General features: G+C 71.3%; 14 protein-coding genes. 3 read left to right on the top strand and 11 right to left on the bottom strand.

The features are described 5' to 3' along the window. Positions 1-518: 518 nt before the first annotated feature. Both OO60_RS23715 and OO60_RS23720 read left to right on the top strand, forming a co-directional pair. The gene (locus OO60_RS23715; RefSeq protein WP_033262098.1) at positions 519-1151 is read left to right on the top strand and encodes a YigZ family protein; all 633 of its coding nucleotides are present in this window, start codon (positions 519-521) and stop codon (positions 1149-1151) included. A 322-nt stretch (positions 1152-1473) separates the two neighbouring features. After that, the gene (locus OO60_RS23720) at positions 1474-4176 is read left to right on the top strand and encodes a GH92 family glycosyl hydrolase (protein WP_033262099.1); all 2703 of its coding nucleotides are present in this window, start codon (positions 1474-1476) and stop codon (positions 4174-4176) included. Positions 4177-4222: 46 nt separating this feature from the next. Here the strand turns inward: OO60_RS23720 and OO60_RS23725 are convergent, their stop codons facing one another. The 3 genes from OO60_RS23725 to OO60_RS23735 all read right to left on the bottom strand — a co-directional run bounded on the left by OO60_RS23725 (position 4223) and on the right by OO60_RS23735 (position 5676). Continuing rightward, complete coding sequence (locus tag OO60_RS23725; protein ID WP_003097150.1) at positions 4223-4795, bottom strand: GNAT family N-acetyltransferase; 573 nt, start codon at positions 4793-4795, stop codon at positions 4223-4225. 40 nt (positions 4796-4835) lie between these two features. After that, on the bottom strand, positions 4836-5093 hold the full coding sequence (locus OO60_RS23730) for a hypothetical protein (protein WP_063749411.1): 258 nt from the start codon (positions 5091-5093) through the stop codon (positions 4836-4838). A gap of 127 nt (positions 5094-5220) precedes the next feature. After that, on the bottom strand, positions 5221-5676 hold the full coding sequence (locus OO60_RS23735) for an Lrp/AsnC family transcriptional regulator (protein WP_033262157.1): 456 nt from the start codon (positions 5674-5676) through the stop codon (positions 5221-5223). An 80-nt stretch (positions 5677-5756) separates the two neighbouring features. Between OO60_RS23735 and OO60_RS23740 the strand changes: the two genes are divergently transcribed. Further along, on the top strand, positions 5757-6818 hold the full coding sequence (locus OO60_RS23740; protein WP_033262100.1) for a Glu/Leu/Phe/Val dehydrogenase dimerization domain-containing protein: 1062 nt from the start codon (positions 5757-5759) through the stop codon (positions 6816-6818). Here OO60_RS23740 and OO60_RS23745 read toward each other — a convergent pair. The 8 genes from OO60_RS23745 to OO60_RS23780 all read right to left on the bottom strand — a co-directional run bounded on the left by OO60_RS23745 (position 6760) and on the right by OO60_RS23780 (position 14388). Continuing rightward, positions 6760-8010: an ABC transporter substrate-binding protein gene (locus OO60_RS23745; RefSeq protein ID WP_033262101.1), complete on the bottom strand. Its 1251-nt coding sequence runs from the start codon at positions 8008-8010 to the stop codon at positions 6760-6762. The two genes, OO60_RS23740 and OO60_RS23745, sit on opposite strands and share 59 nt — an antisense overlap. After that, positions 8007-9122 (bottom strand): branched-chain amino acid ABC transporter permease, encoded by a 1116-nt coding sequence (locus tag OO60_RS23750; RefSeq protein WP_209441400.1) that lies wholly within the window; start codon positions 9120-9122, stop codon positions 8007-8009. Before OO60_RS23750 ends, OO60_RS23745 begins: the two co-directional genes overlap by 4 nt. 34 nt (positions 9123-9156) lie before the next feature. After that, positions 9157-10035, bottom strand: a complete 879-nt coding sequence (locus OO60_RS23755) for a branched-chain amino acid ABC transporter permease (RefSeq protein WP_033262102.1) — start codon at positions 10033-10035, stop codon at positions 9157-9159. Continuing rightward, positions 10032-10805 carry an ABC transporter ATP-binding protein gene (locus OO60_RS23760; RefSeq protein ID WP_003080003.1) on the bottom strand — a complete coding sequence of 258 codons (774 nt, stop codon included), beginning with the start codon at positions 10803-10805 and terminating at the stop codon, positions 10032-10034. Before OO60_RS23760 ends, OO60_RS23755 begins: the two co-directional genes overlap by 4 nt. Continuing rightward, positions 10802-11611 (bottom strand): ABC transporter ATP-binding protein, encoded by an 810-nt coding sequence (locus OO60_RS23765; protein ID WP_003080006.1) that lies wholly within the window; start codon positions 11609-11611, stop codon positions 10802-10804. Before OO60_RS23765 ends, OO60_RS23760 begins: the two co-directional genes overlap by 4 nt. A gap of 194 nt (positions 11612-11805) precedes the next feature. Beyond that, entirely contained in the window at positions 11806-12615 is an 810-nt protein-coding gene (locus tag OO60_RS23770) for a PHP domain-containing protein (RefSeq protein ID WP_003080009.1), read from the bottom strand. A 13-nt stretch (positions 12616-12628) separates the two neighbouring features. Beyond that, positions 12629-13273, bottom strand: a complete 645-nt coding sequence (locus OO60_RS23775) for a response regulator (protein WP_003080014.1) — start codon at positions 13271-13273, stop codon at positions 12629-12631. After that, positions 13249-14388: a GAF domain-containing sensor histidine kinase gene (locus OO60_RS23780; RefSeq protein WP_003080017.1), complete on the bottom strand. Its 1140-nt coding sequence runs from the start codon at positions 14386-14388 to the stop codon at positions 13249-13251. The genes OO60_RS23775 and OO60_RS23780 overlap by 25 nt, the downstream gene beginning before the upstream one ends. Between the last annotated feature and the right edge of the window lie 45 nt (positions 14389-14433).

Here is a 14433-nt window from a genome sequence, read left to right on the forward strand (position 1 = left end):
AAGGCGTTGGCGCGACCGGTACTCACCTCATCGAGTGGTTCGGGCTGAACCGGTTAACGAAGTGGTCCGGGACCGCGATGGTCAGTCGAGAACAGTTGCTGTCATCGAGTGCAAGATGGCCGCGAGGGACCGGCCGAGCACCGATGCTCGGAAACCGGGAGCGGACCATCTGGGAGGCCGCACAACACTGGGCAGCCGAACATGTCGGGTGCTGCGTGCGCGCACCGAACCGCCACTGTGGTGGGGGCCGTCCGGAGCGCGCGGTGTTACTCCCGGGTTCGCCGGGTCTTATGACGATAGTGTGAATTCGCTGTTATCGACATACGTCGTTGCGCCCGGGTGGGAAATGCCACGCTTGCGTTGACGGCGCCGGGGGTAGTCCCATATGCCGGGCTGGATCTCCCGCACAGCGGGCAAGGACCACGCTGACCTGGGCAAATGTCCGTCCGAAGTGGCCTGGGGCGGCTGGTCTGGTGTCCGGCGGGGGTGGGAAGCTGGGCACATGGCGGACTGCTCCGATGACTGATCGTTATCTCTCCGTGGCTCGCGAAGGGGTCCACGAGATCGAGATCAAGCGGTCGCGGTTCCGCTGCGCGCTGGCTCCGGTGACGTCGGAAGCGGCCGCGCGCGAGTTCATCGCCGCCCGCCGCCGTGCGGATCCGGGGGCGCGGCACCACTGCCACGCCTTCGTTCTCGGCCCGGACGGGCGCACGCAGCGGTCCAGTGACGACGGTGAGCCGGCCGGCACCGCGGGCACGCCGATGCTGGAAGTGCTGCGCCGCCGGGAACTGACGGACACGGTCGCGGTGGTGACGCGGTACTTCGGCGGAGTCCTGCTGGGGGCGGGTGGGTTGATCCGGGCGTACGGTCAGTCCGTTTCGGACGCTTTGGAAGTTGTTGGTGTACTAGAACACCGGCGTCTCAGCCTGGTCGAGGTGTCGGTGAGCTACGACCGCGCGGGCCGGCTGGAGAACGACTTGCGCGCGTCGCCGTACTTGCTCCACGCGACCCGCTTCGACGAACTGGCCCGGTTCGAGATCGGCCTGGCTCCTGGCGAGGCCGGCGCGTTCCACGGCTGGCTCGCCGACCTCACCAACGGCGAGGCGGCGACGACCGGACTCGGCGACCACTGGATCACCCGCGGCTCCTGACCGGCCCACCCCGAGGTCGCGAATGACTCATTCGCGACCTCCGACGTCCCGAATGAGTCATTCGCGACGCTGCCGGTGCGGTGCGGGCCGCCGGGTGGTCCACCGGCGCCGAGTGGTCCGGTCCGGATTCGGTTGGCCCGCAACAAACTTTCGGTGCTATCGCGGAGGAGTCCTTCCGTGGCACCATGTCGTGCCACCGAGTTCCGGTACCACTTCGATCCCTTGACGTTGCCAGTCCGGCAGTTGCCGAACTGACAACGTTGTCACCACGCCCGACAACGTTGTCGCCCGGCGGAAGCGTGCGACGAGGAGAGGAAGGGTCATGTCCAGACCATTGGCCAGACGGCTGTGCGCGGCTGCGCTCGCGGCCGCGTTGCTGGGGGCGGGGTTCGCCGCCCCGGCCGCCGGCGCGGCGACGCTCGCCCTCACGCAGTACGTGAATCCCTTCATCGGCACGGACAACAGCAACTCGCCCAACCCGGTGCCCGGCGGCGCCGGCGGCAGCACGTACCCGGGCGCGGTGGTGCCGTTCGGGATGGTGCAGTTCAGTCCGGACACCCCGACCGCGTCGCCGTCCGGCTACCGCTACAGCGACACCAGCATCGAGGAATTCAGCCTCACCCACTTCAACGGCGCCGGCTGCGCCAACAACGAGGACCTCGGCCTGCTGCCGATCACCGGCGCGATCGGCACCTCGCCGGGCACCGGCTGGACCGGGTACGCCGGTCGCTACACCAAGGCGAACGAGTCGGCCGCGCCCGGCTACTACAAGAACAAGCTCGACACCTACAACACGACCGTCGAGCTGTCGGCCACCCAGCGGTCCGGCTTCATGAAGCTCACCTACCCGAACACGACGTCCGCGCGCCTGCTCGTCAACACCAGCCGCAGCGCGACCGGCAGCCGCAGCGGGTCGATCGGCATCAGCGGCAGCCAGATCACCGGCGCGGTCACCGGCGGCGGCTTCTGCGGTTCGTCGAAGACGTACCAGATCTTCTACGTGATCCAGTTCGACCGCGCCCCGAGCGGGTTCGGCACCTGGCTCGGCGGGACCGTGACCGCCGGTTCCGCGAGCACGAGCGGCACGAACTCCGGCGGGTACGTCACCTTCGACACCTCGAGCAACGCCACCGTGCAGGCGAAGGTCGGCATTTCGTTCGTCAGCCTCGCCAACGCGCAGGCGAACCTCGCCGCGGAGAACCCCGGCTTCGACTTCGCCGGCGTCCGCGGCGCGGCCGACACGAGCTGGAACACCGTCCTCAACCGCGTCCAGGTGACCGGCGGTGCCGCCGCGGACCTGCAGAAGTTCTACACCGCGCTGTACCACGTGTTCCAGAACCCGAACATCGCCAGCGACACGAACGGCCAGTACCGCGGGTTCGACCAGGCGGTGCACACCGCGTCCCACACCGTCTACCAGAACTACTCCGGCTGGGACATCTACCGGTCGTGGGCCGCGCTGATCGGGCTCGTCGCGCCCAATGAAGCCAGTGACATCGCGAAGTCGATGGTGCTGGACGGCCAGCAGGGCGGGCTGCTGCCCAAGTGGTCGCACAACAGCAACGAGCACTTCGTGATGACCGGCGACCCCGGGCCGATCATCGTCGGCAGCATGTACGCCTTCGGGGTCCGCGGCTTCGACACCGCGGCGGCGCTGACGCTGATGGACAAGAGCTCCAACGGCGGCACCGCCCAGGGGCAGGCGATCCGCGGCCGGGAGAGCGGCTACCTGAGCCGGCACTACATCTACGAGGACCCGTCGGACTCGCTCGAGTACTCGGCGTCGGACTTCGCGATCGCGCAGTTCGCCAAGTCGCTCGGCGACACGACGAAGTACACCACCTACATGCAGCGCGCCCAGTGGTGGCAGAACGTGTTCGGCACCGACTCCGGCTACGTCCAGCCGCGGGGGAGCGACGGCACCTGGGCGTGGCCGGTCGTGCCGTCGAGCAACAGCGGGTACACCGAGGGCAACCCTTCGCAGTACACGTGGATGGTGCCCTACAACTACCAGGGCGTGATCAACCTGATGGGCGGCCGCCAGACCGCCGTCCAGCGGCTGGACCACCACTTCACCCAGCTCAACGGCGGCCTCACCCAGCCGTACTTCTACATCGGCAACGAGCCGGAGCACGGCGTGCCGTGGGCGTACAACTACGCCGCGCACCCGCAGGGCACCAGCTCGGCGGTGCGGCGCGTGATGAACGAGTCGTTCACCACCGGCGCGGGCGGCCTGCCCGGCAACGACGACCTCGGCGCCACCTCGGCGTGGTACGTCTTCGCCGCGCTCGGGATGTACCCGGCGACGCCGGGCTCGGACGTCCTGGCCCTGCACGGCCCGCTGTTCCCGTCGGCGTCGATCATCCGGCCGTCCGGGACGATCCAGATCACCGGCAGCGGCGCCGGCCAGGGCGCCGAGTACGTGCAGAGCGTGAGCGTCAACGGCGTGTCCACGACCAGGTCGTGGATCCGCTACGGCGACATCGCGGGCGCGTCGACGCTGAGTTACTCGATGGGCTCGTCGCCGAGCGCGTGGGGCACTGGCACCGCTGATGTCCCGCCGTCGTACAACGACGGGTTCACGCCGCCGGCCGCCGCGCCGGAGCTCGGCACGAACCTCGCCCAGGGCAAGGCGGCCACCGGCTCGGCCACCTGCAATTCGGCCGAGACTCCCGCCAAGGCCGTCGACGGCAGCCTGGCGAACAACAGCAAGTTCTGCAGCACGGCGGCGACGAAGTTCCTCCAGGTCGACCTCGGGTCGGCGCAGAACGTGTCCTCGTTCGTGGTCAAGCACGCCGGCCTCGGCGGCGAGACCACGGGCTGGAACACCGGCGCGTTCACGATCCAGACGTCGACCGACGGCTCGACCTGGACGACGGTCGCGTCGGTGTCCGGGTCGCGGGCGAGCCGCACGTACCACCCGATCACCACCCGATCGGCGCGGTACGTGAAGCTCAACCTGACCACGCCGACCAACAACGGCGACGGCGCGGCCCGCATCTACGAGTTCGAGGTCTACCGCTGACCCACCGGTCGTGAGTGAGAAACAGTGTTCTAACCCTGTTTCTCACTCACGACCGGGCCGCGGCAGACCACTCTTCGCGGGTGATGGCGTACTCGACTTCGCCGTGCTCGCTGCCCGGGGCGCGCTCGTGCTCCGGGAACTCCTCGAAGTACGTCCGGACGAACTTCATCCCCAGCTTTTCCATCACGCGGCGCGAGCGTTCGTTCACCGTCATGGTGAACGCGCTCACCTTCGTGACCCCCAGTTCGGTGAAACCCTTCGCGAGCAGTGCCGCCGAGCCTTCGGTGCCGTAACCCTGGCCCCACGCCTTCCGGTGCAGCCGGTAGCCGAGCTCGGGCTCGTCGGGCGGGTCGTGCGGGCGCGGGCGGAAATGGAACCACCCCAGGAAATCGCCGGTGCGCTTCTCGATCGCCGCCCAGAACCCGTAACCGGGGAAACGCTCGTAGTAACCGAGGAACGCGGGTAGATCCAGGGTGACGATCTCGGCGCGGTCGGCCGGCTGTCCCCCATTGAGGTACTTCATGACGGCCGGGTCGTCGTAGAGCTCGAAGAGCGCGTCGGCGTCGTTCTCGGTGAACCGGCGGAGGATCAGCCGCTCGGTTTCGAGGAATACGTGCATCGGGTGATGCTGGCAGTAACCCCAGAGTGTGGCAACGTGATTACGCGGCGACGGCGAGGACCTCGTCCAGCGCCCGCGAGCCGGCCTCGGTGAGCAGGGCGGGCACGCGCTCGCCGCACTTGCCGGGTTGCGCGGGTGCGATCAGGCCGAGCCGCGCGAGCCGGTGCACGGTGGACTGGTCGCAGCAGCTCAGGCCGTCGATGAACAGGTCGGGCTCGCAGCTGCAGCTGATCTCGGCGTGGCCCCCGGCCACGGCTCTCAACGTGGCCCGCTCACGATGGTTCAATGTGGTGATCATGGCGGCGCCTCCTTCCCTTCATCCTCATTAGACGCCCCGCCACCGACAGTTTCCGCCTTTCAGCGTGCGAACCCGGGTATTTCAGGGGTCCACGTAGGGGGCGTGTCGCGCCGTAACGGGGATACCCCTACGGGAGCGGTTCAAGCGTCGTCTTGCGCAGGTGCCGGAAAACGATCGACGTCCGGAAGCCGACGATCTCGCGGCGCAACGCCAGCCGGTCGGTCAGGAAAGCGTGCAACGCGTCGATGCCGGGCGTGGTGACTTCGATCAGGAAATCGTCGTTTCCGGCCGTGACGTACACCGAGAGCACCTCCGGGAGTTCGGCGATCGACCGCTGGAAGGAATCGATCACCGTCCGGCTCAAGGGTCGCACCTGCGCCGTGACGAGCGCCCGGACGCCGCGGTTGAGGCTCGCCAGGTCGACGTCGGCGTGGTAGCCGCGGATGACGCCGCGTTCGCGCAGCAGCCGGATGCGTTCGAGGCACGTCGAGGGCGCGATGCCGGCCTTCCGGGCGATGTCGCGGTTGGTCTGCCGGGCGTCTTCCTGCAGCAGCCGCACGATCACCGAATCAAGTTCGTCCAGCACCGGGCCCTCCGTGTCCGCACCGAATTTCGTTCGGCGACCGGATCCGGCCGCCGATCTTCACTCTAACTTCGGCGCTCATGACCGCACATGAGGAGCTCGTAGTCCGCCGGGGCCGTCGATCCGGCATCACCACGATGGTCGCGATCCATTCGACCGCGCTCGGTCCCGCCGTCGGCGGCTGCCGCTTCAAGCCCTACCGCACGCTCGAAGAAGCCGTCGGCGACGTCCTCCGCCTGTCGGAGGCCATGACGGCGAAGTGCGCCGTCGCCGGGCTGGCGTTCGGCGGCGGCAAGAGCGTCATCGCGCCCGAGCCGGGCCACGTCCTCTCGCCCGGGGAACGCCGGGCCGCCCTGCTCGACCACGCCGACCTGATCGCCGAGTTCGGCGGCCGCTACCAGGCGGGCCCGGACGTGGGCACCGGCCCGGCCGACATGCTGGTCCTCCGCGAAGCCTCGCCGTACGCGTTCTGCACGCCCGAGTCCGCGGGCGGAACCGGTTCCTCCAGCGGCCCGACCGCCCTCGGGGTGCTGGCCGCGCTCCGCGCCGCGACCGGCTCGGCGGCCATGGCGGGCCGCCGGGTGGTGATCAGCGGCTACGGCTCGGTCGGCGCCCACCTGGCGGCGAGCCTCCGGGCCGCGGGCGCCGGCGTCGTCGTCTCGGACATCGACCCGGCCAAGCGGGCCGTCGCCGAGAAACAGGGCCTGGCCTGGGCCGAGCCCGAGAAGGCGCTCACCCTCACCGCCGACGTGGTGATCCCGGCGGCGGTCGGCGGGGTGCTCGACCCCGGGACGGTGGCCCGCCTCGATACGCCGCTGGTCGTCGGCCCGGCCAACAACCAGCTCACCGACGACACCGTCGCCGACGCTCTCGCCGCCCGCGGCATCCGGTGGATCCCGGACTACGTGGCCAGCGCGGGCGGGATCCTGTATACGCTTTCGCGGGAAGCCGAGGGCCTGGGCCACGAGGCCGCGCTCGCCCGCGTCGAGACGATCGAGCAGACGGTCGCGGGCCTCCTCGAAGCCGCCGAGGCCAACGCGACCACCCCGCTGCAGGAAGCGGCCGCGCTGGCGGAGCGCCGGCTCACTTCTGGTGCGGGGCCACGTACTCCTTCGCCTCGGGCGCTTCGAACAGGGGCTTGACGTACTTGACGCCGCCCTCGGCGGTGGCGTCCGGCGTCGCCGCGTACACCTGGCGCGTCGCCGGTGTCCCCGGCTTGGAGAAGTCGAGCGCCGCGACCAGGTTGTCCGTGCTCGCCGACGTCGTCTGCTTCAGCGCCGCCGCGATGCCGTCGCGGGTGAGGTCCTTGTTGTCGCAGGCCTTCTTCAGCACCGCGCCCCACACCTCGCCCACCGCGTAGCCGTAGGGGACACCGCCGTTGGGGGTCTCCTTGTAGGTGGCCTTGTACTTCGCCGCGACGTCTTTCGCCTTCGGCAGGTCCGCGCTGAACGGGACGCTGCTGGCGACCACCGTCAGCTTGTCGAGCGCGCCGGCGGCCGGGCTCTTCAGCAGCGCCGGGTCGAACGTCGGGTTGTTGCCCAGCACCGGCACGTTCAGCCCGAGCGCCTTGTTCGCCGCCACCGCCGACCCGGTCTGGGCCGGGGTGGTGGTCAGCGCGATCGCCTTCACGCCGGCGCCCTTGAGCCCGGTGACGACGTTGGTGAGGTCGCTGTCGGTCGAGGTGATCTTCACTTCCTTGACCGACAGGTTGTGCTTCTTCGCGTAGAACTGGGACCCGCGGAGGCCGTTCTTGCCGTACTCGCCGTCGATGTAGACGTGCCCGATCGTGTCGCCGTCCTTGATCAGGCCCTGCTCCTGCAGGTACGACAGGCCGTCGATCATCTCCAGGTCGTAGGTGGTGCCGACGATCATCACGTACGGGTTGTCGAGCAGCTCCGACGACCACGACGCCGGCGCGGCGACGGCCTTGTCCGAAGCCAGGTTCTGCTTCAGCGCGGCCACGACCGGCGAGCCGAGCAGCTGCACGAACCCGAGCACCTTCGGTTCGATCTGCGGGTACAGCGTCTTCGCCGTGTCGGCCTTGTAGCCGTGGTCGACCTCCTCCAGCTTCACCTGGCGGCCGCAGACGCCGCCGGCCGCGTTGAAGTCCTTGGCCCACAGCTCGTTGCCCTGCGTGACACCGAGCCCGAGGTTCTTGAACACGCCGGACTTGTCGGTCATCACGCCGAGCGTCACGTCACCCGCCGTCACCCCCTTGCCGGTCTTGACGCCGGAGCTGTCCGAGCCCGCCGCGCCCGAGTCGTTAGCCTTCGTGCTGCACGCCGAAAGCGCGAGGACGGCCACCAGCGCCGCCGCCAGGTGTGTGCGTTTCATGGTTCCTCCGGAGGGGGTGAGCGTCGCTGGGTGATCCGGCGGCCGATCGCGGCGAGCCCGCCCGGCTCGAACAGCACGACCAGGATGATCGCGGCGCCGTAGACGAACGAGCTGACCAGCACCGGGGTCAGCGCGCCGTCGCCGGTGCCGGAGAACCAGCCCAGGTCGGCCGAATACAGGGCGAGGACCTGCGGGAGCCCGTTGACGATCAGCGCGCCGACCAGCGCGCCGGGCACCGAGCCGAGCCCGCCGATGATGACCATCGCCAGGTAGGCGATGGACACGTTGATGCCGTAGGTGCCGAACTCGCTCTCGTCCGGCTTGAGGATGTCGAACCACAGCACGGTCATCGCGCCGGCGAGGCCGCCGTAGGCCGAGGAGACGGCGAACGCGCCCGCCTTCGCGCGCATGACGCTGACGCCCATCACCGCGGCCGCGGCTTCGTTGTCGCGCACCGCCCGCCACGACCGCCCGACCCGCCCGCGGACCGCGCCGCGGGCGATCACGAACGCCAGCACGGTGAGCAGCAGGAACAGGTACCACATGCGTTCGGCCTGCCGGATCGGCACGCCGAGCAGGCTGATCTCCGGACCGTCGTTGGTGAACGGGAAACCGAACAGCGAGAACGGCGCCGGGGAGCGGCCGGTCGACGTCCCGCCGGTGAGTTCCTCCGCGGACTGTCCGAAGTAGAGCCCCAGGAACACCAGGGCCAGCGAGGCGACGCCGAGGTAGATCCCCCGCAGCCGCCCGGCGACCGGCGCGAAGGCCAGCCCGAGCAGGGCCGCGACGGCCACCGCGCCCAGCAGCGAGAGGCCGGGGTCGAGGCCGAAGCCGACCACCCGGTCGTCGCCCGCCGGTCCCGAAAGGACGGTGTAGGCCGTGCCGCCGGCCAGCAGGAAGAACGCGTGCGCCAAGGAAAGCTGCCCGGCCTGGCCGACCACCAGGGTCAGCCCGATCGCGCCGACCGCGCCGATCATCATGTACTGCCCGGCCTTGAGCCAGGCCGCGTCGAGGTACAGCGGCAGGGCGAGCAGGACGACCAGCAGCGCGAGCCACGCTGACGTGCGGACCAGCCGGGCCGGGCTGCGGCGGGGACGCGCCGGCGTGTCCACTTCGGACTCGGCGGCGGCCTCGGTCACCGTCTGCTCAGACACGTGTCCGCTCCCTCGTGCCGAACAGCCCCGACGGCCGCACCACCAGGACCACCAGCATCACCAGGAACACCGCGCTCTTGGAGAAGTCGAACGAGACGTACTGCGCGGACAGCGCTTCCACGAGCCCGACGACCAGGCCGCCGACCACCGCGCCCGCCGTCGAATCGAGGCCGCCGAGGATCGCCGCGGGGAACGCCGCCAGTGCGATCGAGTGCGTTCCGCGCGAAAGCCCGGCGCCGGAAAAGTCCTGCGTCGCGATGAACAGCACGGCCACCCCGGCCAGCAGCCCGGCGACCAGCCACGCGGTCGCGGTGACGCGGGAGCTGCGGATGCCCATCAGCGCGGCGGCCTCGCGGTTCTCCGCCTGGGCCCGCATGGCCACGCCCCAGTTCGAGTACTTGAAGGCCAGCCAGAACGCCGTGATCAGCACCGCGGCCACGCCGAGGGCGACCAGGTGCGTGCGGAACAGCGTGATGCCGCCGAGCTGGAACGGCTTCGCGTCCCACGCGCCGCCGAGGAACGGCAGCGTGACACCGAGGCGGCGGACGATCTCCTCGGTGACGATCACGTCGACGCCGATGGTGAGCAGGGCCAGGCTGTTCGCGTCGGCGTGCCGGGAGCGCGACAGCAGCAGCCGCTCCACGAGCAGGCCGAGCAGCCCGGCCGAGACGATCCCGGCGAGCGACGCACCGACCCAGCCCAGCGCGTCCTTCGTCACGACGACGAGGTAGCCGCCGAAGAGCACGAGCGAGCCGTGCGCGAAGTTGACCACCTCGGTGGCCTTGAAGATGATGACGAACCCCAGCGCCAGCAGCGCGAAGACCGCGCCCTTGCCGAGGCCGTTCACCACGAGCTGCAGGAAGGTGTTCACGCTGCCTCCGTGCCCAGGTAGGCCTTGACGACGTCCGGGTCGGACTGCACTTCCGACGGCGTGCCGTCGGCGATGCGGCGGCCGAAGTCGAGCACCGTGACGCGGTCGGCGATGCCCATCACCAGGCCCATGTCGTGCTCGACGAGCAGGATCGAGATGCCGAGCTCCGCGCGGATGCCGCTGATGGTGCCGGCCAGCTCGGCGGTCTCGGCCGCGTTCATCCCGGCCGCGGGTTCGTCGAGCAGGAGCAGCACCGGCTCGACGGCGAGCGCGCGGGCGAGGTCGACGCGCTTGACGACGCCGTAGGGCAGTGCGCCCGTAGGTGCGTCGACCACCGCGCCGAGCCCGAGGAACGCGCAGATCTCCCGGGCGCGCTCGGCGTGCCGCCGTTCGGCGCGGACCGTCCACGGCAGCCGCAGCCCGGTTTCCAGGAACCCGCCGCGGGTCAGCGCGTGGCGGCCGAGCATGACGTTGTCGAGCACGGTCGAGCCGGGGGAGAGGGCGGCGTTCTGGAAGGACCGCCCGATGCCGAGGCGCGCGAGCTTGTGTGGCGCGAGCCCGGTGAGGTCGGTGTCGCCCAGCCGTACGAGGCCGGTGCCGGCCCGGTAGAGGCCGCTGATCACGTTGAAGCAGCTGGACTTCCCGGCGCCGTTCGGCCCGATCAGCGCGTGCAGCGAGCCGGGTGCGACGGTGAAGCTGACGTCGTCCAGGGCCCGGATGCCGCCGAACCGCAGGGAAACGGCCTCGACCCGCAGCTCCGGCGGCGTCATCCGGCCCACCTCGAGAGGGTCCGCCCGGCCAGGCTCCGGCGCGCGGACTCCGCCTCGGCGTCGGCGGTCGCCGACGATTCGGCGTGCCCGCCGAGGTAGAGCCGCTGGACGTCCTGGCTGGCGGCGAGCTCGGCCGCCGTGCCGGCCAGCGCGACCCGGCCCACCTCCAGCACCACGGCGTGGTCGGCGACGCCGAGCGCCATCACGGCGTTCTGCTCGACCAGGACGACGGCGGTGCCCTGGTCGTGGATCTCCCGGACGGTCCGCCCGATCTGCGCGACGACCTTGGGCGCCAGGCCCAGCGAGGGCTCGTCGAGCAGCAGCAGCCGCGGCGCGGACATCAGCGCCCGGCCGATGGCCAGCATCTGCTGCTCCCCGCCGGACAGCAGCCCGGCTCGCTGCCGGGCGCGTTCGGTGAGCACCGGGAACAGCTCGTCGACCCGCTTGCGGGCGGCGGCCCGTTCGGCGGCGGTGCGGGCGCCGATGCCGCCGGCGCGCAGGTTCTCCTCGACGGTCATCCGGGCGAAGATCTGCCGTCCTTCGGGCACGCCGACGACGCCGAGCCGGACGATCCGGGCCGGGTCGAGCCGGCCGAGCGGGTGGCCGTCGTAGCGGATCTCGCCCGCGTCGATCGAGCCCCGGTGCATCCGCAGCGTGCCGGAAACGGCCCTGAGCAGGGTGGACTTCCCGGCGCCGTTGCTGCCGAGCACGGCCAGGACACCGTCGGCGGAGACGTCGAGATCGATCCCGTGCAGGGCGGCCGTCGAGCGGCCGTACCGCACCCGCAGGCCGCGGACGGTCAGCACGAACTCACTCCGGAACGCACAGGGCCTCCTCCGCTCGTGTGACGTGAGTCACGGTCGGTGGCGGTCATCCTGCGATCAGCCGCGGCCCTCCGTCACCCCCACCTGGAGACCCCACTGGCTACGAAACGGACACGACGGACGCTCTGCCGTGGCGGGTCGTGAGTGGTAAGGCGAGTTCTAACTCGCCTTACCACTCACGACCGGTGGGCGCGGAGGGCTGCGAGGACCTCGGGGGATGTGGTGCACTCGCCGAGGTGGACCGGTTTGCGGTCGCCGTGGAAGTCGCTCGAGCCGGTCGCGAGCAACCCCAGGTCCGCGGCCACCTCCCGGAGGCGGTCGCGGACCGGGACGGGCTGCTCCGGGTGGTCCACCTCGACCCCGGCGAGCCCGGCTTCGGCCAGCGCGGCCAGCTGCGCGTCCGAGACCGCGGCCCGTCGCTTGACCGAGCGCGGGTGGGCCAGCACCGCGACGCCGCCCGCCGCGCGGACCAGCGCGATCGCGTCCACAGTGGACAGCACGTGTTTCGGCACGTCGGCGCGGCCGCCGTCGGCGATCCAGTTCGGCGTGAACGCGTCGGTGATACCCACCGCGGCCAGCGCCGCGGCGATGTGCGGACGGCCCAGCGGTGCCCCCGCGGCGATCGCCTCGACCTGCGCCAGGGTGATCGGCGCGCCGAGTTCCCGGCAGCGTTCGACCATCCGGGCTCCGCGGCGGACGCGGTCGGTGCGGATCAGCTCCAGCTCGTCCGCCAGTGGCGCGAACAGCGGGTCGACGAAGAGGCCGAGCAGGTGCACTTCCGCGTCGTCGAGGCGGCAGGAGATCTCGACGCCGGGGACGATCTCGACCTCGGCGGCAGCGGCGGAAGCGGCGCTCAGGCCCGCGAAGGTGTCGTGGTCGGTGAGGGCGAGCACCGTCAGCCCGGCTTCGGCGGCCAGCCGGGGCAGCACCTCGGGCGGCGTCGTCCCGTCGGAGGCCGTGCTGTGCGCGTGCAGGTCGATCGTCACCCGGCCGAGGATGTCACAGCAGCCCGGCTTCGCTCGCCTTGCCGATCGCCTCGACGCGGTTGCGCGCGCCCAGTTTGTGCAGCGCCGACTGCAGGTACGTCTTGACCGTGTTGCGGGCCAGCCCGGTCGACTCCGCGATCTCGGGGTTCGTCTGGCCCTGGGCGGCCAGCCGCAGCACCTCGTACTCGCGGCGGGTCAGGCCGCTGCGGGCCAGCGCGTCCGACCGCTGCCCGGCGTCCGGGAGGATCCGCGGGTCGACGACGCGCTCGCCGCGCAGCACCCGCCGCAGCTCGGTGACCAGCTGCGCGCCGGCGGCGTCCTTGAGCAGGCAGCCGTGCGCGCCCGACTCCAGCGCGGCCAGCACGCCCTGGTGGTCGCCGTGCGCGGTGAACACCACGATCCGGCCCTCGGGGTGCACCCGGCGCAGCTCGGTGACGACCTCCGGGGCGAGCATGTCCGGCAGCCGCAGGTCGAGCAGGATCAGGTCCGGGGCCAGCGCCGCCACCCGCTCGATCGCCAGCCGCCCGGACTCGGCCGAGCCGATCACGGTCAGGCACGGGTCCGAGCGCAGCAGCAGCGTCACGCCGTCGCGGACCACCGGGTGGTCGTCGACGACGAAGACGGTCGCGGGCGTCACGGCCGCACCAGCGGCACCCACGCGCGCAGGGTGCAGCCGTCGTCGTCGTCCCGGACCAGGCTGACCCGCCCGCCGAGCCGCAACGCCCGCCCGGCGAGCGTCCGCAGGCCCACGCCGGTGCCCGGGACCGCGTCGGTGCCCGTGCCGTCGTCCGCGACGACCACCTGGACGCCGTCGTCGCTGGGCAGCAGGCTGACGATCACCGAGGACGCCCGTGCGTGCTTCTCGACGTTGAGCAGGCCCTCGCGGACCGCGGCCACCAGCAGCGCGGTGCGTTCGGCGTCCAGCGGCGGCACCGCGGCGAGCTGCACGAACCGCGCCGGGACGCCGCAGCGCGCCTGGAACGAGCGGCAGTGCTCGGCCAGCTCGACCGGCAGCGCCCGCTCCGGGCTGCACTCCGACAGCGCCAGCAACGACTCCCGCAGCGCACCCGCGGCCGCGGAGACGTCGCCTTCCAGCCGTCGTAGCCGCGCCTCCAGGCCCGGGTTCCCGTGGAAGTCCTCGTGCAGGTCGCGCACCTGGACGCCGATGGAGAACAGCAGGGCTCCGACGGAGTCGTGCAGCGCGCTCTGCATTCGCAGGCGTTCGCCCGCCACCGCGGCCGTGCGGTCGGTTTCGGCGACCTTCGCCAGGTGCAGCGCGGCCCCGGCCTGGCAGGCGACGTCCTCCATCCGCCGCACGGCGTCGTCGCCGAAGCCGGCGGGCTCGCGCATGGCGGCGTAGGCGATGGCGACGGTCTCGCCGCGCGCCACGATCGGGACGGCGAGCAGCGCGGCCAGGCCCTCCCCGCGGACCTGGGCGTCGAAGTGGTGGGTGATCGTCGGCGCGCTGACGTAGTCGGTGACGCGGACCGGACGGCCCAGCGCCAGCACCCGCCCGCCGACGCCCTGGCCGGTCGGCACCTCGAGGTCCTGCAGCGCGTCGGTCCGGTTGCCGGACATCCAGCGGATCACGGCCAGCCCCGGCTCGGTGAGCTCGCCGACGAACCCGGCCTTCGCCCCGACCGCCTCGCGGATCAGGCGCGCGGTGCCGTGCAGCGCGGCGACCCGGTCGAGCGTGCCGAGCAGCTTTTCGCGCTCGCGCAGCAGCTCGCCCAGCACCGCGCTGTACTCCGCAACGTGCTCCTTGGCCGTCACCCGATCACGATGGCACACGGAGTGTGGTTCCGGACATACCCGGCT

Origin of the sequence: Amycolatopsis vancoresmycina (assembly GCF_000716785.1) — a bacterium.
Lineage (GTDB): Bacteria > Actinomycetota > Actinomycetes > Mycobacteriales > Pseudonocardiaceae > Amycolatopsis > Amycolatopsis vancoresmycina.

Bases quoted from the DNA above. Each gene is read 5' to 3' on its own strand.
- OO60_RS23715 (WP_033262098.1), top strand. From the start codon at position 519: ATGACTGATCGTTATCTCTCCGTGGCTCGCGAAGGGGTCCACGAGATC.
- OO60_RS23745 (WP_033262101.1), bottom strand. From the start codon at position 8,010: ATGAAACGCACACACCTGGCGGCGGCGCTGGTGGCCGTCCTCGCGCTT.
- OO60_RS23760 (WP_003080003.1), bottom strand. From the start codon at position 10,805: ATGACGCCGCCGGAGCTGCGGGTCGAGGCCGTTTCCCTGCGGTTCGGC.
- OO60_RS23720 (WP_033262099.1), top strand. From the start codon at position 1,474: ATGTCCAGACCATTGGCCAGACGGCTGTGCGCGGCTGCGCTCGCGGCC.
- OO60_RS23740 (WP_033262100.1), top strand. From the start codon at position 5,757: ATGACCGCACATGAGGAGCTCGTAGTCCGCCGGGGCCGTCGATCCGGC.
- OO60_RS23725 (WP_003097150.1), bottom strand. From the start codon at position 4,795: ATGCACGTATTCCTCGAAACCGAGCGGCTGATCCTCCGCCGGTTCACC.
- OO60_RS23730 (WP_063749411.1), bottom strand. From the start codon at position 5,093: ATGATCACCACATTGAACCATCGTGAGCGGGCCACGTTGAGAGCCGTG.